Raw genomic sequence first — 18,519 nt, 5'->3', positions numbered from 1 at the left:
CGTTCAGGTGCCGCCGATCAGGCCAACGCGGAGGTTTTCTGCAACATAAATGGTTTGACCATCGGCTTTGACTTGACCCTGCGCAATACCAAAAGGCAAGGGGGTGCGCATGTGGCGCTTGATGTCGATGCGGTATTCGAGCAGCTTGACCTCGGTGGTGGCCTGCCCGGTAAATTTGATAGTACCGCCAAGGGCTCGTCCGCGACCGGGCGAACCGCACCAGCCCAGATAAAAGCCCACCATCTGCCATAGCGCATCCAGCCCCAGGCAGCCGGGCATGACCGGGTCGCCGATGAAGTGGCATTTGAAAAACCAGAGATCGGGATGCAGGTCGAGTTCGGCGACCACTGATCCCTTGCCGAATTCGCCATCTTTTTCCCCGATATGGGTAATACGGTCGAACATCAGCATCGGCGGCGCGGGCAGTCGGGCGTCCATCTGGCCCGGCAATTCGCCCCGGCCATGGGCTAACAATTCTTCGTAACTGAATTGGTGTGCGCGTTCAGTCATGTCGGCCCCTTGGTTAACCATTCGGCGTTCTGTAGAGGGCACGAGCAGGGGGGTCAAGTGAGCCAAAGGTCAATAACAATTGTGGCGTTAGCCCTGTTTTTGTCCAGCGCTTGTGCCATTGGCCCGCTCTGGCTATAAGATAGGGCTTTATTCCGGCCCTTTGCCAATCAAGGACCCAATGCCTGATCGAACCCAGATGAGCCGAACCCACCCATCCCGCAAGCCTTGCCTTACAGCAGTCTTGCGCATGGCCGGGCTTCGCCCCACCCGCCAGCGCGTCGCCTTGGCTGAACTGCTGTTTGGCGGTCCGCATCGCCACGTCAGTGCTGAACAATTGCATTCCGAGGCCAGTGTGTCGCGCGTCAATGTTTCGCTGGCCACCATCTATAATACGCTGCATCAGTTTCATGAAGCCGGGCTTTTGCGCGAAGTCGCGGTGGATGCCTCGCGCTCCTATTTCGATACCGACACGTCTGATCATCATCATTTCTATGTCGAAGACGAACAGCGCATGATCGACATTCCGGCGACCGACGTTGCCTTTCAGGCGCTGCCCGAAGCGCCTGACGGTATGGTCGTCACTCATGTTGACGTGGTGGTACGCGTTCGCAAGGCACATAGCTGACAGCGGCAAATTCTCTTATCAAATCATGGCAAGCGCGCCGCTGGCGCGCGGCAATTCCTGTGGCCGGCGTCGCCCATGCTTATCCCCCGGCCAGGGGCGGTTTCAAGTCCAGAGGTGACAAATGCCCTGGCAGTGCCCATATTGCGGGCCGATCAAAAATTAGTGGCCAAGGTGATCGATGAGCGAAAAAGTCAACATCAAAGCCTATTTCGAGCGAATCGGCTTTGCCGGTTCCATCGCCCCCAGCCTGGCGACACTGGAGCAATTGCACGCCCTGCAGCCCGCCGCCATTCCGTTTGAAAATCTTGATCCCATCATTGGGCTGCCGGTCATGCTTGATCAGCGCAGCCTTGAGCAAAAATTGCTGCACAATAGGCGCGGCGGCTTCTGCTTTGAACTCAATACCCTGTTCATGCGGGTGTTGGCCGATCTCGATTATAGCGTAAAGCCCTATACGGCGCGCGTCCTGTGGGGTTATCCCGAAGGGGCTGAACGCCCGTTGAGCCATATGGTACTCGGCGTCGAGATCAATAATGCGCCCTATCTGGTCGATGTCGGTTTCGGCAGTTTCACCCTGACGGCGCCACTCAAAATGCGGCCCGATATCGAGCAGAAAACGCCCAACGAAACCTTCCGCCTGTTGACCGATGGCGATGGTTTCAGGCTTGAGGTCAGTCTCGACGATGACTGGAAGCCGGTATATCAATTCGATCCGGTCGAACGCACACCGCAAGAGTTGGAAGAGACTCAGCGTTGCCATGGCGGCCGATCATCATGATCACCAGCTATTGGGCGCGTCGCGGGCTGAAAAATCGGTGCGCTACAATCTGTTGCGCAACCGGTTGACCATTCACCGCGCCGATGAGGACCGCGAACGCGTGGTGCTCGAAGATGTCGAGGGGATCAAACAGGTGCTGGCGACGACATTCGAGATCAATCTGCCTCCCTCGGACGTGCTGAATCCGGCCCTGGCGCGGGTCATCGAAGCGGCCCCGGCCGAGGCCGATTAATGGCGCCGGTTATCCCGCGGCCTGATCGCATCAAGGGATTTGCCGACGCGGCGGCCTTTGAGGCCTGGCTGGCACACCACCACGACACAGAAACTGAATTGTGGCTTAAAATCTTCAAAAAGGGCAGCGATACGCCAACCATCAGCTATGCCGAAGCGCTGGATGTGGCGCTATGCTGGGGTTGGATCGATGGCATCAGGAAAAGTTTTGACGCCTCGGCCTTTCTGCAGCGGTTTTCGCCGCGACGGCCCAAAAGCATCTGGAGCCAGAAAAACCGCGATCATGTTGCCCGACTGACCGAAGCTGGCCGGATGCGCGGTGAGGGCCAGGCCCATGTCGACGCCGCGAAAAAGGATGGCCGCTGGGCGGCCGCCTATGCCTCGCCCGCCAACACGAAAATTCCCCAGGATCTGCTGGACTCCATTGCCGCCGATAAAGCCGCGCAAGCCCTGTTTGAGCAATTGGATAAGACCAATCGCTATGCGCTGGCCTTCCGGTTGGGCAATCTCAAGACTGCCGCCGGGCGCGCCCGAAAAATTCAGGGTTTTGTCGATATGCTGGCCAAGGGCGAGACCATCTATCCCCGACCCAAGAGCAAGAAATCGTGACTCGGCAAATTGCATTTCTGCGGGGGGTTAATCTGGGCAAACGCCAAGTCAAAAGCGCCGATCTGCGTGACGCCTTTACCGATATGGGATTTGACAATGTCAAAACCCTGTTGGCCAGCGGCAATGTCTTGTTTGACGCCGACGCGGTTGATCTCAAAGCCATCGAAAGCGAGCCTTGAGAAGCGGTTCGGCTTTCCCATCCCGGTGGTTGCTCGCGCGCAGACCGAATTGCAACGCCTTGTCGACTGCGACCCATTTGATGGCGCGCTTGAGGACGAGGACACCAAGCTTTACGTTACCTTCCTTGGCGATCCGGTGGCCAAAACCCTGCCGATGCCCTGTGAAGTGGCGGGCGATTTCTCCGTAGTGCATTTGAGCGACGCTGAAATCTTCATGACCGCTCATCGCCTGCCCAGTGGCCGCTTCGGCGCGGGCATGGACCAGGTCCATCAGTTCTTTGGCAAGCAGCACCTATGGACCTCGCGCAACTGGAACACGGTGCTAAAAGCCCTCAAATGAAAGTCCTTTCGTCATGATTACCGTTTTTGGCTCCACCAATCTCGATCAGGTCGGCACGGTCTCGCGCCTGCCCCAGCCGGGCGAAACCGTTGCCGGTGGCACATTTTCGATGGCGGCGGGTGGCAAGGGCGCCAATCAGGCACTGGCGGCGCGCCGCGCCGGTGCCGATGTCCGGCATTTTGGCGCGGTGGGCAATGACGCCTTTGCCGATATTGCGCTTGAAAAACTGCGCGCCGACGCGGTCGACCTGTCGGGCATGCGCACCACTGACGGGGCCAGCGGCGTCGCCATGATCTTCGTCGATAAAGAGGGTGAAAATGTCATTGCCGTGCTGCCTGGCGCCAATGGTCAATTGACACCGGCCGATGCCGAGGCGGCGCTGGCCGACATGGACAAGGGCGCCATCCTGTTGTTGCAACAGGAAATTCCGCAAGCGGCGACCGTTCGCGCGCTGGCGCTAGCCCGTGAAAAAGGCGTCATTGCCATTCTCAATACCGCGCCGTTTCTTAGCGATACGCCAGAGGTCGCGGCAAGGGCTGCCATGGTGGTGGCCAATGAGAGTGAATTTGCCCTGCTCTGCGGCGACAGGGACGGCGCGCTTGATGATCTGATGCGCGATTGGGCCCGGAACCATGATCAGACCATTATCGTGACGCTTGGTCCGGACGGCGCAAAAGCGGCCACACCGGATGATTTTATCGCCGTGTCCTCGCTCAGGATCACGCCCGTCGATACCGTTGGCGCTGGCGATACGTTTTGCGGCTATTTGGCCGCTGCGCTCGATGCTGGCCTACCACTCAAGCAGGCAATGCGCCGCGCCGCCTATGCCGGCAGCCTTGCCTGCCTCAACCAAGGTGCCCAACCCGCCATCCCCTATGCCAAGGATGTCGACGCGGCGCTCGCCAAGGGTTGACTGGCCGCATAAGAAAAAGGCGGGCATCTGGCCCGCCTTGATCACATTTATTACCTCAGGCGGCGTGGCGGGCCCATTATTTGGGCGCCAGCACCATAACCATCTGTCGGCCTTCCGAACGCGGCTGTGATTCGACCTTGGCCAATTCTTCCATCTGATCCTTGACCTTGATCAGCAGGTGCATGCCAATGTCCTGGTGGGCCATTTCGCGGCCCCGGAAGCGCATCGTCACCTTGACCCGATCACCATCCTCGAGAAAACGGGTAACCGCCTTCATCTTGGTGTCGTAATCGTGGGTGTCGATGTTGGGGCGCAGCTGGATTTCCTTGACCTCGATCACCTTCTGCTTCTTGCGTGCCTCGGCAGCTTTTTTCTGTGCGGCATATTTGAAGCGCCCCAGGTCCAGCATTTTGGCCACGGGGGTTGGGCGTTGGGAGAGATCAGTACCAGATCGAGGCCGACTTCCTGAGCCTCGGCAAGTGCGACACGGGTATTGACGATCCCGCGGTTTTCGCCTTCAGCGTCGATGAGTTGAACATCGGGGCTGGCAATATCTTCGTTGGAAAGCGGCCCATCCTTCTGGGGCGCGACGGGTCTCATGGGACGACGAATGGCAAACGTTCCTTGTGTTGATAAGCCAAATGGTGAATTCGTGCATAAAATCGTGTTAGCGCCCGCATAAGTCAACAGGCAAACATAGCCAAATTTTGACGGCTCTATCACCCCGACCCAGAGGCTGGAGCAGCGGACGTTCCGATAGCATCAGTACTGGCGCTCCATCTGTTTGTTGTCGCATCGCTGGTTTGCGGAAAACCGGTTCCCACTTGTCAGCACGATGCTCTAACCTCAATAGCATAATCGATTAAAGGACAAAGTGCGATGGTAGAAATTGTTGAGAGTAGCTTAAGTTTGGGTGAAGGGGATGCCGCCCGCACCCTTACGGTCGCTCAACGCCTTGGTGGCAGCCCCGGCATTTTCTGGCTCGGCGGTTTTCGTTCGGACATGGCTGGCTCCAAAGCCATGGCGCTGGATGCATTTGGCGCCGACAATGGTCTGGCGGTCACGCGTTTTGACTATTCGGGTCATGGCGTTTCGGGCGGCGATTTCGATCTCGGCACCATTTCGCGCTGGCTCGAGGAAACCATCGCGGTTTTCGCTTTAACCAAGGGCCCGCAGATCGTTGTCGGCTCCTCGATGGGGGGCTGGCTGGCGCTGCTATTGGCAAGGCACCTATTGACGCTCGGCACGCCGCTGCAAGGGCTGGTGCTGATCGCCCCGGCTGTCGACATGACCAGCGAACTGATGCTGCCCGGTTTTACACCCGAGGAACGCCGGTCGCTCAAAGACCATGGCTATGTCGACCAGCCCTCACAATATTCTGACACGCCCTATCGCATTACCAATGCCCTGATCGAGGATGGCGACAATCATCGCCTGTTGGGCGGGGTCATCGAAACTGGTTGCCCCATCACCATTTTGCAGGGCGGCAAGGATCCTGACGTGCCTCAGGCACACGCCATAAAGCTCAGCACGCATCTGCTGCACGATCCGGTCACGATGACGCTGGTACCCGATGGCGATCATCGCCTCAGCCGCCCCGAAGACCTTGTTCGCCTGACAGAAGCGGTTCGTCGTCTGATCGTCGCCTAATCCTTGCGCGTTGCCAGTTTCGAGCGTTGCTGACCGGCATCATCGAAATTGTCCGCGTCCAGCCAGCGATCATACTCGGCGCGCAGCGTCGGCCATTCGCTATCAATAATGGAAAACCAGGCGGTATCCCGGCTTTGTCCCTTGGCAATCCGGTCCTGGCGAAACAGGCCTTCATATTGAAAGCCGAACCGTCTGGCCGCCGCCTTGGAGGGGGCGTTGCAATTATTGCATTTCCACTCGAAGCGCCGGTAATCGAGCGTATCGAAGGCGTGCCGGGCGAACAGATAGAGGGCTTCGGTGGCCAGTCGCGAACGTGCCATCTGCGGCCCCCAATAGATGCCGCCGATTTCAATCGAGGCGTGATCGGGAAAAATGCGCAACCACCCCTGTCGGCCGACGGCGCGATCACTGGCCCTGTCAATGACCGCCACATAGCGGTCCGAGCCGCCATTGACGTTGTAAATCCAGCTTTCGATTTCTTGCTGGGAGGCGGGCGGATGTTCAAACAGCCAGCGATAGCGCTCCGGCACGCCCTCGCCGATCGAGGCGGCATAAAGATCGGCGGCGTGGTGCAGCGCCAAGGGCTCCAACCGCACATAATGGCCCTCCAGCGTGATCGGTTGCGGAGCCGATTTGGCCGGTTTCACTTCGGGTTCAGCGTGCGTCATGGATCGCTTGCAAGCCTTCTTTGTAGGCTCGGATACAAAAGCTCAATCCCGAGCGCCTGCTTGATCGCCTTGTTGGAGACCTTCTTGTTGTCGGCATAAAATGAGCGGGCCATCGGGGTCATCTCGGCCTGTTCAAAATCAATTTCGGGCGGCGGCTCCCGGCCCGCCATCGCGGCCGCCAAGGTCACAATGTCCTGCGGCGCGGCGGGTTCGTCGTCAGCCAGATTGAAGGTGCCGGCCAGTTTTTGCTGCGCCGCCAGCGCTGTTACCCGCGCGATATCGACGACGTGAATGCGATTGAACACCTGGCCCGACTTTACGATTCTCTTGGCCGTGCCCGTCAATAGCTTGTCAAAGCTCGAGCGCCCCGGCCCATAAATTCCTGCCAGTCGCAAGATCAATAGTGGCACGTTTTTGGCGGCAGCGAAATCGCGCCACGCCTGTTCAACCACAACCCGCTGCTGGGATCGATGGTTGATCGGCGCGCAAGGCGCGCTTTCATCGATCCATGCGCCATCAAAATTGCCATAGACCCCGACGGTTGAAAAATAACACAGCCATTCGAGATTGTTAGATCCGACCAATGTCGTGCCATAGTGATTCAGTACGGCGTCGCCACTGGCATCGGGTGCAATCGAATTGACCACATGGCTGGCCGCTTCGATCCGGGGCACCAGCGCGGGGTTGGGCGCATTGCCGTCAAACAGGTCGGCGACCAGTCCACGATCGCGCAGGCCGGGCAATTTATCAGCGCTGCGCACCGTGCCGCCAATGGGCGCGTTGGCATCCATTTTGCGGATCGCCGCCGCACTGGCCTGGGACGAATAGCCAAGGCCGAAAAAGAAGAAATTCATCGCCTATCCATCCAGTTCGCCATCCCACTCGGCGCGCACATCATTATCGACCTCAGCGGCCAGATAGTGTGCCCTGAGTCCGGCCGCCATCTCTGGCGCCAATCGTCGCACCGCCCAGACCGCCGCGCCGCGTATCAGCGGGTTGGCTGCATCCAGCCGCGCCCGCGCCACACCCAGCAATTGGGTATTTTCACTATTGCCGATGGCAATCAGCACATTGCGCAAAAATCGGGCGTACCCGATCCGCTTGATCGGCGAGCCGGCAAACAGGGCGCGAAACCCGGTATCGTCTAGCCGGGCCAGATCGCCCAGCTTTGGCCGTTCAAACTCGGTGCGTTCCTGCAACCGGACTTCGCGGCTGACACTGGCAAATTTGTTCCAGGGGCATACAGCCAGACAATCGTCGCACCCATAAATCCGGTTGCCCATCGGCACGCGAAATTCACGCGGAATTGGCCCTTTGTGCTCAACACTAAGATAGGCAAGGCAGCGCCGCGCATCGAGCCTGGAAGGGCGCTGGAAAGGCGTTGGTCGGGCAAATATCAAGGCATTTGGTACAGCTGCCGCAGTTTTCAGCGTGCGGGCTATCAAGCGGCAGGTCGGCGCTGGTAAAGATGGCCCCCAGAAACAGCCACGAGCCGAATTTTCTGCTGACCAACACACTGTGCTTGCCCTGCCAGCCGATCCCGGCGGCCTCGGCCAGCGGCTTTTCCATCACCGGGGCGGTATCGACGAACACCTTGACCTCGGCCCTGGTGCGCCGCGACAGCAGGCCCGCCAACTCCTTGAGCCTTGCCCTTGATGATCTCGTGATAATCGCGATTGCGGGCATAGACCGAAATGGTGCCCAGCGATTTTTCCTCGAGCAGCGCCAGCGGATCGCTGTGCGGCCCGTAATTCATGCCCAACAGGATGATCGATCGCGCCTCGGGCCACAGTGCCGTTGGTGCGGCGCGCCGTGTCTCGGTCTCGGCCATCCAGTCCATGTCGGCGTGCCAGCCTTGGGCCAGCGCCTGATTGAGTTTTTCGGGCAGGTCGGGACGCGCGGTGGCTGCCGTCACCCCAACACTATCAAAGCCGAGCGCTTTGGCGCGGGTCCGCAGCTCATCCAGGGCGCGTCGGGTCGACTGGTTCAAAATCCAGGTCCGCATAACCCTTGTGTGGCGGCATGGCGACAACGCGATCATTCAACAGGGTTCGAAATGCCGGACGCGACTTGATGCGCGCGTACCAGTCGCGGGTTTCCCCGGCTTTGCCCCAATCGATGTCACCGGTATAATCAAGGCTCGACAAATGCGCCGCCAGCGCGAAATCGGCCAGCGTCATCACCTCGCCGGCCAGCCATTCGCGCGAGGCCAACAGCCAGTTGAAATAGAGCATGTGCTCGCCAAGATTGGACTTTGCGGCGCGCAGCACCGATGGTTCGGGTGTGGCGCCACGACTATCGCGCTTGGCGATCTTTTCTTCGAGCACATAGCGGGTCACTTCATCATTGAGCCTTGGCATTGACCCATTCAAACAGCCGCCACATTTCGGCCCGGTCCCCGGCATCGGTCGGCAACAGGCCATCAACGCTGGTCGGGGCGTAAAGATCTTCGATCATGTGCAGGACCGCCAGGCACCCCACCGCCTGCCCGCCCTTGTCATCAACCAGAATCGGCAGGGTCGCGGCCGGATTGATCTCGAGAAAGTCGGGATCGCGCAGCCAGGGCTTCACCTCCTCAAGGTCGACGGGCACGCCATATTCCGCCAGCATCAACCGGGCCAGACGCGAGGAAGGATCGAGAGGGTGGTGCAGCAAGGTGGGCATGCTTTTATCTCTTTAACTTTCTAGCCATGTCCTGAGCATAGGGCTTATTGGCGCGCGACGCGAACAGCGCTATCACCTGTGCCCATGCCGGGGCTTGTCCTGATGAATTAGGGGATGAAATGAATTTCGATCAAGGTCTTTTTGTGCCTTTGGTGCTCGGATTAATTGAAGGGCTAACCGAATTCCTGCCAGTCTCCTCGACTGGCCATCTGTTGCTGGCGGGCGAATTTTTCGGCCTCACCCAGCCACCGGTATTTATCGTGCTCATTCAATTGGGCGCCATTCTGGCGATTGTCACGATTTATTTCGCCCGCCTCGCGACCCTGATTCGCGATGCATTGACCGGCAAACCCTATGCATGGGCGTTTGCCCGCAATGTCATACTGGCCTCGTTTCCGGCGGCGCTGGCGGGGGTATTGCTGCATGATTACATTCAAGGGGTGCTTTATGAGACGCCGCTGGTCATCTGCATCATGCTCTTGGTCGGCGGTATCATCTTGCTGATCGTGGACCGATTGCCGCTCAAGCCGCGCTACACCGATATTTATACCTATCCCTGGCATTTGAGCCTGATCATCGGCATTTTCCAGATGCTGGCGCTGGTGCCGGGCGTCTCGCGGTCCGGCGCCACCATTGTCGGCTCGATGCTGTTTGGCACCGACAAGCGCTCGGCGGCGGAATTCACCTTTTTCATCGCCTTGCCCATCATGATCGGCGCCTTTGGCTATGATTTTTACAAGAGCCGGGCGCTGATGGCCGCCGACCTCGGTCTGGCCATTGCCGTTGGCTTTGCCGCCTCGTTTGTTGTCGGGGCCATCGTGGTGCGCTATTTGCTCGACTTTGTCTCGCGCCACGGCTTCGCCCCCTTCGCCTGGTGGCGCATTGCGGTGGGTGGCGTTGGTCTTGTCGCCTTGCTGGTCATGCACTGACCACAAACAAAATGGCGGGTCGCCTGACCCGCCGCTTGGCACAACACGTCCGACAATATCCTGAAAACTATTCCCCAAGGCGAACCCATGCACGCCCATTTGCGCACCAGAATCATCGCTGTGTGCGATCAAAAAATCGCCGAGAAAGGCGAGACTGTCGGCCTCTCATTTTACGCGTTTTTTGCCAACAGGAACGATGACCCCGACTTGCTTATGGAAGCGGCTACCTGGTGGATCAAAACCCACCAGGCTCGATCATTTTGAAAAGGCGACAAAAATCCGCGACATGGTCCGCGGCGGGCAGTAGCCCGCGTGCAATTAAACCACGCTGTTCTGCGGCTCGTCTGGACGGTCAAACTGGCCATTGCGCCGAAAGCGCCACATATAGCTTGGCAAAATCGTTTCCATCGAGGTCGGCACGATGCCAAACGCGGCCAGCGTGCGCTTTTGGGCAATAGCCTCGGGCGAAACCACATTGTCCACCGCCAGCAACTTTATCTGGTCGGCGGTCAACAGCGGCGGAAACGGCAATAGCGAAAACTTGAAGGCGGCGATATTGGCCATCCAGTTTGGCATGGCGAACAGCGGACGCTGGCGTCCCGTTTCACGCAAGATCAGGCTCCAGCAAAGCCCTGTGGGTCAAAATTTCGGGCCCGCCCATTTCATAAATTTTTCCGGTCTTGACCTTGCCTTCGGCGGCCAAAACAAAAGCGTCAGCCACATCGCCAACATAGACAGGCTGGAATTTCGTCTCCCCGCCGACCAGTGGCATGACCGGCAGCATGCGCGCCAGCGATCCCATCAGATTGAAAAAGCCGTCGCCGCGCCCAAACAATATCGAGGGCCGGAAAATGACTGCCTGCGGAAATTCTTCCAGAACCGCCGCTTCGCCCGCCGCCTTGGAGGCGGCATAGTCGCTGACGCTGTCAATATCGGCGCCCAGTGCCGACATATGCACCATGGCCTTGGCCCCGGCCGCTTTGGCGGCACGCGCAATGGCGGCGGCGCCATCGACATGAACCGCCTGGAAGCGCTGCTTGCCGCCCTCAAAGCCGATGCCGACCAGATTGATGACAATATCGCTGCCGGCGACGGCGCGCTGGACAGATGCCTCGTTGCGCACATTGGCCTGAATGGGCTGGATCTGCCCGACCGCGCCCAGCGGCTTTACATGGCCCGCAAGGTCTGGCCGCCGCACCGCTACGCGCACCCGATAGCCCTTGCGCGCCAGCAATTGCACGATCTGCGTGCCGACAAATCCCGAGCCGCCAAAAATGGTGGCAAGTTTTTGGTGCAAATGATCCATCTGAAAGGCTCCAGCAACATCAGGCGGGGAAACAATATTTTCAAAAGGCTTCTAACGCACGCGCCGCCGCGCTGTCGAGGGTATTGAGACCATGCGGGCACGCGATCGCCACCGATTTGCCGCCAAAGCCGCAAATTGCTGTCAGACCGGATTGACATCCTCCCCCCGCCGCCCTACTAACCCCACGCTCCAACATGCGTCCTGGCCTCTGGCAGGACTTTTTGGGCCCAGATGGCGGAATTGGTAGACGCGCACGGTTCAGGTCCGTGTACCGCAAGGTGTGGAAGTTCGAGTCTTCTTCTGGGCACCATTTTATTACGGTCAGACCGGTCAGTTGAATGGCAGAGATAGATGGATTGGTTACAATCCAGCCTGTCGTGCATCTTTCCGCGCATTCGTTGAGGCACGAATAGTCCACTTAGAGCGGCGCCCCAATATCGCACTGCAATCCGGCCCGATGAAATACGCACGAACTAGCGTCACGGGTGATTGAGCATAAGGGCTTGGACGGAAACTATTGCTATTCGCGCACCGCCATAACCTACAGGATTATTCAGGCATTACGGTAGCAGGAAAGGCGCGGCGTGGAGTTTCGTCGCGTGGGTAAGGTCAACAATGTGGTGGTGTGGAGACTGGCAGAACTCGCCAGCCTCCGAATTGCTTAACTATGCTGCAATAGGTGCAGGGAGAAGCTTTGGGAGGTATTGTAAGGCAACGCCATCACGCGACTTGAAATAGTCCATGGAACGCTTGGGAAGCCACTCGTTATGAAAATGAGCCCGCCAACTTTCCAGCAGCGCATTTGGGTAGGCTTTAGCCTGAATACGCCGCCCGTCCTCGTACATGTGCCAATATTTAGGCAGGGCATCGGTATCGATTCCATGCGCGTCACGCAGCCACTTGCAGAACATCTGGCCATGAGAGATATCAGGAAGCATCCGCTCTGGGAGCGTGTAGCCCATAATTTCCAACGGAGCGATGAGAGCCATTGTCATTTCCGAAAGCATTGAGAAATGGCCGGGCGGGACGTTGGACTGATTAGCTACGTAGCGGCGCAGGTGGTACGGAACCGCATTTTCGGATGGATTTGTAGCCTTTCCGGACATCCACTCAAAAACCCATTTCGTTACCTTTACTGCAAATGCGGGTGAAAGCCATTGCGCGAGATGGATAGCAACTTGTGGATGAACCCACGTCCCTTGGAGTCGTGGGTCACCCCCTTAACTGCTTGAATTAATTCCGATATCGGCATGCCGATATCGGATGATAGCTCAGCGAAAAAGAATTTGTTGAGTGCCGCTTCATTGTAATGCCCAAACAACTTGCTCTCGGCTCGGCACATTGCCGTAGCGTTGATGTAGCCATCCTGAGGACGCTGATAGATAACACCGCCTTGGGCTTGGTGGGGGATAAGTTCAAAATGTTGCTGCATATAAAGACACCTTTATGTCTCTGTGTCTTTTGGCTTGACCTACACCAAGATTAGTTCCATGGTGATTTTGCATAATCGGCTGTCCAAAAGACGGTTCAAAAAAAGCCCGCTCCGCTCAAGTTGCGGGCTTTTTGTATGATCTGCCGATTCAAACAACGTGTCTAGTGCTCGTTTGTTCTTGTTTGTACTGGATGCGTTCCCATCTTTCTCGTAGTGGGCATATCCTACCCCACCCGCTGCCAATACCCAGCCCAATTGCGGCTAACCGGATGCGCCATTGCATTGGCCAACGCAGCGTTTGCATTTGATCCGTTATCAGCGCGACGCGACCTCCAGCCAAGCGGCGTGAACCGTTTACTGATGCAGGTGCTTTCGCGAAACGCCGTGGTGTTGGGTAATCGACGGGGATACCATCGTGATTGACAAAATTCGGGTGCGGCTTGCCGGTATCGATGCGCCCGAATTGGATCATCCATGGGGTCAGCGGTCGAAATGGGCTTTGGTCCAATTGTGCAAGGGACAGACGATTACGGCTCGGCTCAAGCCGGAATTGTCCTATGATCGTCTGGTGGCCGAGTGCTTCCTGCCCGATGGGCGCGATTTGGCGGGAGAGCTTGTTCGCATTGGTCTGGCGCTGGACTGGCCAAAGTTCTCGGGCGGCAAATATCGGCATCTTGAGCCGGAGGGCGCGCGCAATCGGCTCTGGCGCGCCTGCGCCCGCCAGCGCGGCAAGTTACCTCTGTAGATTGCAACAAAAAAGGCCCCGGATAGTGCACCCGGAGCCCCAAAAACTCATTCGGTGATCTTTGCCTTTTCCTCAGGCGTAATGAAGAAAACATGCAGGTCGTAATGGGGGATTTCGTACCCCTCATGGCCATGCGGTTCGAACCCGATATCGACATGATTGACCGAGGGCAGGTTGGTTAGTCCGGCCAGGGTCGGCCAGGATTTTCCGTCGGCAAAATCCTGCTGCGATATCATATATTCGATGCAAACCACCTTGCCGTCATGCACACAATAGATCGGCCCCAGCGGCAGCGTTTGCGGATTGGCCCAATGCTCGCCCATCAAAGGCACGGACGCACTGACCTGCACCACATCCGCAGGCAGCGTGCTTTTGTCGGGCAATGTATCGAGGCTTTGGCTGAAGGCGGTAGAGTTCAGGACCAGAAAAAATCCCGAACAAATCAGTGTTTTTACAAATTTCATTTCGATCCCTCTGGCTTTGTTTGCGCTTCGTAATATTAAATTACACACATACTTAAACCGTCGGCGACGATGGGGATCATTTTTGGACTTGTATTAATGACGCCATTCAATCGACGACAGGACCGTCTGGTTTGGCCAGAAGCCCGTTCTAAAATGCCCTATTTTATTGGGGCGGTCATGACCCAGGCGAGACAAAACGCACTATATACTTGCGTTTGGGGCCGGGCAACTCGAATCCGCTGGTTGGGGGTGGCGGGCCGCCATCCCTCAAAAACACCGCTTTGCCTTTTCAATGTCGCTTGTGTGTGGCATCACCGTTTCCAACAAAAGAGGCGAGCATGACCATCAGACTGCACCGCGGCGATTTGCCGGATCTTTCCAATTATGGGCGCGAGGTGGCTATCGACACCGAAACCATGGGCCTGCATCCGCACAGGGACCGGCTTTGCGTCGTCCAGCTCTCGCCCGGCGATGGCAGCGCCGATGTGGTGCAGATCCCTGCCGACGTCAATTCCGCACCCAATCTGGAAAAGCTGCTGGCTGATCCGGCGGTCACGAAAATTTTTCACTATGCGCGTTTTGATGTGGCGGTGCTCAAGCACCGTTTTGGCGTGGTTACCGGCCCGGTCTATTGCACCAAGATCGCCTCAAAACTGGTGCGCACCTATACCGACCGGCATGGGCTCAAGGATCTGGTGCGCGAACTTTTGGGCAATGACATGTCCAAGCAGCAGCAATCCTCGGACTGGGGCAGCGAAAAACTATCATCGGCCCAGCTCGATTATGCCGCCTCGGATGTGTTGTACCTGCATGATCTAAAACGGCATCTGGACCGCATGTTAGCGCGTGAGGGACGCACCGAAATTGCCACCGAATGCTTCAAGTTCCTCAAAACCCGCTGCGAACTGGACCTTTTGGGCTGGGATGAAACCGATATTTTCGCCCATAGCTGACGTTTTGGCGCCATGAGCGCGCCCAGCGCGGCACGCCGCACCCTTTATCGGCAACTGGCGGCGCGCAACCGCCGGGTAGCGGGTCTGCGCCTGATCGTGCCGACGGCCGGGGTGGTGATATTCGTCATCATCATTGGCCAGATTTTCATTTCGAGCCTGACCGCACGCTTTGGTATCGGCCAGATTGATCTGTCGTCTGACAGCATTACAATCCAGCAGCCGGAATATTCGGGTCGGCTGGAAGATGGGTCGCTCTACCGGGTCGACGCGCTAAGCGCCCGCGCTGCTGCCACCCAGCCCGATATCATCGAGCTGTCGAGCGCCGCGCTGGCGGTTGATCGGGCCTCCGGCACCTCGGTTTCGATCACCGCGCCAGCGGCGCAACTCGATACCACCAATCAGCTGGTGCTGGTCAAGGGGCTCGCCAAGGTCGAAGAATCCGACGGCACCATTTCCGAGCTCAACAACAGCGTTTTTGACTGGTCGGCCCAGACCCTGACCAGCGATGGTCCGGTTCGCGTCGATTATGCCGACGGAACAAGCCTTGTGGGCAAGAGTTTGTTCTATGACACCAAAACGGCGGTCTGGACATTTCACCAGGTGACCGTCACCCTGCCCTCGACCCCCGGAGCCGCGACGCAATGAGAATATTGGCCTCAATTTTCCTGCTCGGCACCCTGCTTGCGGGCCCCGCCATGGCAGCGGACAAGGTGCAGATTTCGGCGGACCTGTTTACCGTTGCCGAGGGCAATCAGCAGGCGGTGTTCACCGGCAACGTTATTGTCATCCACCCCAGCGTCAAGGTCTGGGCCGACAAGGTCGTCGCCGTCTATGGTGAGGGCGGCACGACTGACATCAAGAGTTTCATCGCCACGGGCAAGGTGGTTCACCTCAAGACCGACGAGCAGGACGCTGTGGGCGAAAAGGCGGTGTTCACCCCGAGCGACCAATTGTTGCGCCTTACCGGCAATGTGATTGTCACCAATGCCAGCGGCACGGTCAATGCCAGCGAACTTGTGGTGAATCTCGAGACCAATGTGTCAACCTTTACCGGCAGCGATGGCGGGCGGGTCACCGGGGTTTTCAACGCCGAATGAACCAGGCTCCGCCCAAACCCAAGGTCGATCAGACCGGCTGGCTGGTTGCGCATGCGCTGGCCAAGAAATTCGGCAAGCGCACCGTGGTGCGCGATGTGTCACTGGCGGTGCGGCGCGGCGAGGCGGTGGGTCTTTTGGGGCCGAACGGGGCCGGCAAGACCACGGTTTTCACCATGATCATGGGCCTGGTCAAACCCGACCATGGCGAAATTCGCCTCGATGGCTTCCCGATCACGCAATTGCCGCTGTTTCAGCGTGGGCGACTGGGTATTGGCTATCTGCCCCAGGAGCCATCGATTTTTCGTGGCCTCAGCGTTGCCAGCAACATCATGGCGGTGCTGGAAAACCATGTTCGCTCGCGCAAGGAGCGCCGGGCGCGTCTCAAGAACCTGCTGGAGGAATTTTCCATCGCCCATCTGGCAGCGTCCAATGCCATGTCGCTTTCGGGTGGCGAGCGGCGGCGGGTCGAGATTGCCCGGGCGCTGGCCGCCGATCCGATTTTCATGCTGCTCGACGAGCCGTTTGCCGGGGTCGATCCCATCGCCGTTGCCGAGGTCAAAGGGCTGGTCAGGCAATTGACCCAGCGCGGCATCGGGGTGTTGATCACCGATCATTCGGTGCGTGAAACGCTCAGCCTCGTGGACCGCGCCTATCTGGTGCACGATGGCCATGTGATGATCCAGGGGCGTCCCGAAACCATCATGGCTGATCCCGAAGCACGCCGCGTCTATCTCGGTGATATTTTCAACAGTTGAGCCTTTGTCAGCAACTGGCACGAAAATTGCTGTGGGTCTTGCCGTTGCCTCCAAAATAGGCCATTCTCGCGCTCAACAGGACCGGCTGCGGTCCTTTTGTCGTTTTCCAAGGGACTGAATTGATGGCCTTATCGCCGCGTCTGGAATTTCGTCAGGCCCAAAGCCTGACCCTGACGCCGCAATTGATGCAGTCGATTCGCCTGCTGCAGGCTCAGCCATCTGGAGTTGAGCCAATTTGTTGACGCCGAACTGTTGCGCAACCCGCTCCTGGAGCGCGAGGACGGCGCCGCCGATGAGGCGCCCGCACCACCAGACCCCGCACCCGAACCGGCCATTATTGAAGATTCTGTTACTCATGCGGAACGTATCCAGAGCGCCGATAGTATAGCCGATGGCTATGACACCTCGGTTGAAAACGTCTTTCCAGATCAAGCCAGCGCCGACCGGTTAAACCTGTCCAGCCGCATCGATGTGCATGGCACCGGTGATGGTGGCGAAGCGCCCGATATTGACCAGTTCGTTGCGGCCCGCCCCCGGCTTGCCGATCATCTTGAAGCACAGACCAATCTGATCTTGCGCACCCAGGCCGACAGGTTGATTGCCGGCTATCTGATCGACAGTCTCAATGAAGCGGGCTATCTCAGCGTTGATCCGGCCAACATTGCCGAACAATTGGGCGCCGAGTTGGCCGATGTCGAAGCGGTGCTCGAGGCGGTGCAGGGGTGCGACCCGCTGGGGGTTTTCGCCCGCAACCTGCGCGAGTGCCTCGCCATGCAGTTGGCCGAGCGCGACCGACTCGATCCGATGATGGCGGCACTGTTGGACAATCTTGAATTGCTGGCCAGTCACGACATGGTGGCGCTGAGTCGCGCAATCGGTGCTGACCGCGAGGATATTGCCGATATGCTGGCCGAGTTGCGCCAGCTCGATCCGCGCCCTGCCCGCGCCTTTGATTCCGGCCCGGTTGAAGCCGTGGTCCCCGATGTGTTTGTGCGCCAGAGCCCGGCGGGCGACTGGCAGATCGAATTGAACAGCGATGTGCTGCCCCGGGTTCTGGTCAATCGGGTCTATTATGCCAGCGTCAGCAAGAAGGCGCGCAATAGCGCCGAGAAGAATTTTCTGACCGATTGCCTGCAAACGGCGAACTGGCTGACCAAAAGTCTCGACCAACGCGCCCAGACCATGCTCAAGGTCGCCGCCGAGATCGTGCGGCAACAGGATGGTTTTTTGCTGCACGGCATTGCCCATCTCAGACCGATGACGCTCAAAATGGTCGCCGAAGCCATCGAAATGCATGAATCGACGGTCAGCCGGGTGACTGCCAACAAATATCTGTCGACCCCGCTCGGTCTATTGGAGATGAAATATTTCTTCACCACCGCGATTGCCGCGAGCGACGGGGGCGACCAGCATTCGGCCGAGGCGGTGCGTCATCGCATTCGCCAGTTGATTGATGGCGAGACGGTCAAGTCGGTGCTTTCCGATGACACGATTGCCGACATGCTCAAGCGCGAGCAGGGCATTGATGTGGCGCGCCGCACTGTCGCCAAATATCGCGAGGGCATGAATATCCCCTCATCGGTGATCCGGCGACGCCAGAAAAAAGTCTCGAACAAACCGCCTGAACGGCAGGTTTCGGTCGCCCGATTTAGGATGACGGCCGCATTTTTA

The 18,519-nt window shown here is 58.2% G+C and carries 19 protein-coding genes, 1 tRNA gene and 8 pseudogenes; 16 read left to right on the top strand and 12 right to left on the bottom strand.

The window, feature by feature from the left end; all coding sequences use genetic code 11:
- Positions 1-3 precede the first annotated feature (3 nt).
- Positions 4-510, bottom strand: a complete 507-nt coding sequence (gene fabA, locus PSQ19_RS14600; protein WP_282218326.1) for a bifunctional 3-hydroxydecanoyl-ACP dehydratase/trans-2-decenoyl-ACP isomerase — start codon at positions 508-510, stop codon at positions 4-6.
- A gap of 196 nt (positions 511-706) precedes the next feature.
- Between fabA and irrA the strand changes: the two genes are divergently transcribed.
- From irrA to PSQ19_RS14570, 6 genes and pseudogenes are all read left to right on the top strand, one after another.
- A complete protein-coding gene (gene irrA, locus PSQ19_RS14595; protein WP_407649161.1) occupies positions 707-1,135 on the top strand; it encodes an iron response transcriptional regulator IrrA in 429 nt (142 codons plus the stop codon).
- A gap of 178 nt (positions 1,136-1,313) precedes the next feature.
- Positions 1,314-1,913: an arylamine N-acetyltransferase family protein gene (locus tag PSQ19_RS14590; RefSeq protein ID WP_282218324.1), complete on the top strand. Its 600-nt coding sequence runs from the start codon at positions 1,314-1,316 to the stop codon at positions 1,911-1,913.
- Positions 1,894-2,145: an arylamine N-acetyltransferase family protein gene (locus tag PSQ19_RS14585; RefSeq protein ID WP_282218323.1), complete on the top strand. Its 252-nt coding sequence runs from the start codon at positions 1,894-1,896 to the stop codon at positions 2,143-2,145. The genes PSQ19_RS14590 and PSQ19_RS14585 overlap by 20 nt, the downstream gene beginning before the upstream one ends.
- Positions 2,145-2,753, top strand: coding sequence for a YdeI/OmpD-associated family protein (locus PSQ19_RS14580; RefSeq protein WP_282218322.1), 609 nt, complete (start codon positions 2,145-2,147; stop codon positions 2,751-2,753). The genes PSQ19_RS14585 and PSQ19_RS14580 overlap by 1 nt, the downstream gene beginning before the upstream one ends.
- Positions 2,750-3,272 (top strand): annotated as a pseudogene (locus PSQ19_RS14575) (DUF1697 domain-containing protein). Before PSQ19_RS14580 ends, PSQ19_RS14575 begins: the two are co-directional and overlap by 4 nt.
- A 13-nt stretch (positions 3,273-3,285) precedes the next feature.
- Positions 3,286-4,185: a ribokinase gene (locus PSQ19_RS14570; protein WP_282218321.1), complete on the top strand. Its 900-nt coding sequence runs from the start codon at positions 3,286-3,288 to the stop codon at positions 4,183-4,185.
- Positions 4,186-4,261: 76 nt separating this feature from the next.
- Here the strand turns inward: PSQ19_RS14570 and infC are convergent.
- Positions 4,262-4,797, bottom strand: a pseudogene (infC, locus tag PSQ19_RS14565) (translation initiation factor IF-3).
- A gap of 267 nt (positions 4,798-5,064) precedes the next feature.
- Between infC and PSQ19_RS14560 the strand changes: the two are divergent.
- Positions 5,065-5,835: an alpha/beta hydrolase gene (locus PSQ19_RS14560; protein WP_282218320.1), complete on the top strand. Its 771-nt coding sequence runs from the start codon at positions 5,065-5,067 to the stop codon at positions 5,833-5,835.
- Here PSQ19_RS14560 and PSQ19_RS14555 read toward each other — a convergent pair.
- The 5 genes and pseudogenes from PSQ19_RS14555 to PSQ19_RS14535 all read right to left on the bottom strand — a co-directional run bounded on the left by PSQ19_RS14555 (position 5,832) and on the right by PSQ19_RS14535 (position 9,167).
- The gene (locus PSQ19_RS14555; RefSeq protein WP_282218319.1) at positions 5,832-6,503 is read right to left on the bottom strand and encodes a GNAT family N-acetyltransferase; all 672 of its coding nucleotides are present in this window, start codon (positions 6,501-6,503) and stop codon (positions 5,832-5,834) included. The two genes, PSQ19_RS14560 and PSQ19_RS14555, sit on opposite strands and share 4 nt — an antisense overlap.
- On the bottom strand, positions 6,500-7,357 hold the full coding sequence (locus PSQ19_RS14550; protein WP_282218318.1) for an NAD-dependent epimerase/dehydratase family protein: 858 nt from the start codon (positions 7,355-7,357) through the stop codon (positions 6,500-6,502). The genes PSQ19_RS14555 and PSQ19_RS14550 overlap by 4 nt, the downstream gene beginning before the upstream one ends.
- Before the next feature lie 3 nt (positions 7,358-7,360).
- Positions 7,361-8,508 (bottom strand): annotated as a pseudogene (queG, locus tag PSQ19_RS14545) (tRNA epoxyqueuosine(34) reductase QueG).
- A complete protein-coding gene (locus PSQ19_RS14540; protein ID WP_282218317.1) occupies positions 8,462-8,863 on the bottom strand; it encodes a glutathione S-transferase family protein in 402 nt (133 codons plus the stop codon). The pseudogene queG and the gene PSQ19_RS14540 overlap by 47 nt, the downstream one beginning before the upstream one ends.
- Positions 8,847-9,167 carry a glutathione S-transferase family protein gene (locus PSQ19_RS14535; RefSeq protein WP_282218316.1) on the bottom strand — a complete coding sequence of 107 codons (321 nt, stop codon included), beginning with the start codon at positions 9,165-9,167 and terminating at the stop codon, positions 8,847-8,849. Before PSQ19_RS14535 ends, PSQ19_RS14540 begins: the two co-directional genes overlap by 17 nt.
- A 119-nt stretch (positions 9,168-9,286) precedes the next feature.
- Between PSQ19_RS14535 and PSQ19_RS14530 the strand changes: the two genes are divergently transcribed.
- Both PSQ19_RS14530 and PSQ19_RS14525 read left to right on the top strand, forming a co-directional pair.
- Positions 9,287-10,096 carry an undecaprenyl-diphosphate phosphatase gene (locus PSQ19_RS14530; RefSeq protein WP_282218315.1) on the top strand — a complete coding sequence of 270 codons (810 nt, stop codon included), beginning with the start codon at positions 9,287-9,289 and terminating at the stop codon, positions 10,094-10,096.
- Between the two features lie 87 nt (positions 10,097-10,183).
- Positions 10,184-10,403, top strand: a pseudogene (locus PSQ19_RS14525) (DUF6500 family protein).
- A gap of 11 nt (positions 10,404-10,414) precedes the next feature.
- On the opposite strand, the pseudogene PSQ19_RS14520 reads toward PSQ19_RS14525, so the two are convergent.
- Positions 10,415-11,402 (bottom strand): annotated as a pseudogene (locus PSQ19_RS14520) (complex I NDUFA9 subunit family protein).
- Positions 11,403-11,627: 225 nt separating this feature from the next.
- Between PSQ19_RS14520 and PSQ19_RS14515 the strand changes: the two are divergent.
- Positions 11,628-11,712: transfer RNA gene (locus PSQ19_RS14515), tRNA-Leu, on the top strand.
- Between the two features lie 355 nt (positions 11,713-12,067).
- On the opposite strand, the gene PSQ19_RS14510 is transcribed toward PSQ19_RS14515, so the two are convergent.
- The 3 genes and pseudogenes from PSQ19_RS14510 to PSQ19_RS14500 form a co-directional block, all read right to left on the bottom strand.
- Positions 12,068-12,391, bottom strand: coding sequence for a hypothetical protein (locus PSQ19_RS14510; protein ID WP_282220779.1), 324 nt, complete (start codon positions 12,389-12,391; stop codon positions 12,068-12,070).
- A gap of 171 nt (positions 12,392-12,562) precedes the next feature.
- Positions 12,563-12,744 (bottom strand): annotated as a pseudogene (locus PSQ19_RS14505) (KilA-N domain-containing protein); the annotation flags it as partial.
- 314 nt (positions 12,745-13,058) lie between these two features.
- Positions 13,059-13,227 (bottom strand): annotated as a pseudogene (locus PSQ19_RS14500) (IS1595 family transposase); the annotation flags it as partial.
- Between the two features lie 22 nt (positions 13,228-13,249).
- Here PSQ19_RS14500 and PSQ19_RS14495 point away from each other — a divergent pair.
- Positions 13,250-13,579 (top strand): thermonuclease family protein, encoded by a 330-nt coding sequence (locus tag PSQ19_RS14495; protein ID WP_282218314.1) that lies wholly within the window; start codon positions 13,250-13,252, stop codon positions 13,577-13,579.
- Between the two features lie 47 nt (positions 13,580-13,626).
- Here the strand turns inward: PSQ19_RS14495 and PSQ19_RS14490 are convergent, their stop codons facing one another.
- A complete protein-coding gene (locus PSQ19_RS14490; RefSeq protein WP_282218313.1) occupies positions 13,627-14,043 on the bottom strand; it encodes a hypothetical protein in 417 nt (138 codons plus the stop codon).
- 338 nt (positions 14,044-14,381) lie between these two features.
- On the opposite strand from PSQ19_RS14490, the gene PSQ19_RS14485 reads away from it, so the two are divergent.
- The 5 genes and pseudogenes from PSQ19_RS14485 to rpoN all read left to right on the top strand — a co-directional run.
- Positions 14,382-14,996 (top strand): ribonuclease D, encoded by a 615-nt coding sequence (locus tag PSQ19_RS14485; protein WP_282218312.1) that lies wholly within the window; start codon positions 14,382-14,384, stop codon positions 14,994-14,996.
- A 12-nt stretch (positions 14,997-15,008) separates the two neighbouring features.
- Positions 15,009-15,641: a hypothetical protein gene (locus PSQ19_RS14480; RefSeq protein WP_282218311.1), complete on the top strand. Its 633-nt coding sequence runs from the start codon at positions 15,009-15,011 to the stop codon at positions 15,639-15,641.
- Entirely contained in the window at positions 15,638-16,093 is a 456-nt protein-coding gene (locus PSQ19_RS14475) for an LptA/OstA family protein (RefSeq protein ID WP_282218310.1), read from the top strand. Before PSQ19_RS14480 ends, PSQ19_RS14475 begins: the two co-directional genes overlap by 4 nt.
- Positions 16,090-16,848, top strand: coding sequence for an LPS export ABC transporter ATP-binding protein (gene lptB / locus PSQ19_RS14470; RefSeq protein WP_282218309.1), 759 nt, complete (start codon positions 16,090-16,092; stop codon positions 16,846-16,848). The genes PSQ19_RS14475 and lptB overlap by 4 nt, the downstream gene beginning before the upstream one ends.
- A gap of 122 nt (positions 16,849-16,970) precedes the next feature.
- Positions 16,971-18,459 (top strand): annotated as a pseudogene (gene rpoN, locus PSQ19_RS14465) (RNA polymerase factor sigma-54); the annotation flags it as partial.
- Between the last annotated feature and the right edge of the window lie 60 nt (positions 18,460-18,519).

Origin of the sequence: Devosia algicola (assembly GCF_028816455.1) — a bacterium.
GTDB classification, from domain to species: Bacteria; Pseudomonadota; Alphaproteobacteria; order Rhizobiales; family Devosiaceae; genus Devosia; species Devosia algicola.
This window is presented reverse-complemented; position numbering and strand designations above follow the sequence as displayed.

Excerpts from the sequence above, each read along its gene's own strand:
- PSQ19_RS14585 (WP_282218323.1), top strand. The coding sequence starts at position 1,894 with ATGGCGGCCGATCATCATGATCACCAGCTATTGGGCGCGTCGCGGGCT.
- PSQ19_RS14480 (WP_282218311.1), top strand. The coding sequence starts at position 15,009 with ATGAGCGCGCCCAGCGCGGCACGCCGCACCCTTTATCGGCAACTGGCG.
- PSQ19_RS14570 (WP_282218321.1), top strand. The coding sequence starts at position 3,286 with ATGATTACCGTTTTTGGCTCCACCAATCTCGATCAGGTCGGCACGGTC.
- PSQ19_RS14560 (WP_282218320.1), top strand. The coding sequence starts at position 5,065 with ATGGTAGAAATTGTTGAGAGTAGCTTAAGTTTGGGTGAAGGGGATGCC.
- lptB (WP_282218309.1), top strand. The coding sequence starts at position 16,090 with ATGAACCAGGCTCCGCCCAAACCCAAGGTCGATCAGACCGGCTGGCTG.
- PSQ19_RS14475 (WP_282218310.1), top strand. The coding sequence starts at position 15,638 with ATGAGAATATTGGCCTCAATTTTCCTGCTCGGCACCCTGCTTGCGGGC.
- PSQ19_RS14555 (WP_282218319.1), bottom strand. The coding sequence starts at position 6,503 with ATGACGCACGCTGAACCCGAAGTGAAACCGGCCAAATCGGCTCCGCAA.
- PSQ19_RS14490 (WP_282218313.1), bottom strand. The coding sequence starts at position 14,043 with ATGAAATTTGTAAAAACACTGATTTGTTCGGGATTTTTTCTGGTCCTG.
- PSQ19_RS14485 (WP_282218312.1), top strand. The coding sequence starts at position 14,382 with ATGACCATCAGACTGCACCGCGGCGATTTGCCGGATCTTTCCAATTAT.
- PSQ19_RS14540 (WP_282218317.1), bottom strand. The coding sequence starts at position 8,863 with ATGCCAAGGCTCAATGATGAAGTGACCCGCTATGTGCTCGAAGAAAAG.
- PSQ19_RS14580 (WP_282218322.1), top strand. The coding sequence starts at position 2,145 with ATGGCGCCGGTTATCCCGCGGCCTGATCGCATCAAGGGATTTGCCGAC.
- fabA (WP_282218326.1), bottom strand. The coding sequence starts at position 510 with ATGACTGAACGCGCACACCAATTCAGTTACGAAGAATTGTTAGCCCAT.
- PSQ19_RS14535 (WP_282218316.1), bottom strand. The coding sequence starts at position 9,167 with ATGCCCACCTTGCTGCACCACCCTCTCGATCCTTCCTCGCGTCTGGCC.
- irrA (WP_407649161.1), top strand. The coding sequence starts at position 707 with ATGAGCCGAACCCACCCATCCCGCAAGCCTTGCCTTACAGCAGTCTTG.
- PSQ19_RS14510 (WP_282220779.1), bottom strand. The coding sequence starts at position 12,391 with ATGGCTCTCATCGCTCCGTTGGAAATTATGGGCTACACGCTCCCAGAG.
- PSQ19_RS14550 (WP_282218318.1), bottom strand. The coding sequence starts at position 7,357 with ATGAATTTCTTCTTTTTCGGCCTTGGCTATTCGTCCCAGGCCAGTGCG.
- PSQ19_RS14530 (WP_282218315.1), top strand. The coding sequence starts at position 9,287 with ATGAATTTCGATCAAGGTCTTTTTGTGCCTTTGGTGCTCGGATTAATT.
- PSQ19_RS14590 (WP_282218324.1), top strand. The coding sequence starts at position 1,314 with ATGAGCGAAAAAGTCAACATCAAAGCCTATTTCGAGCGAATCGGCTTT.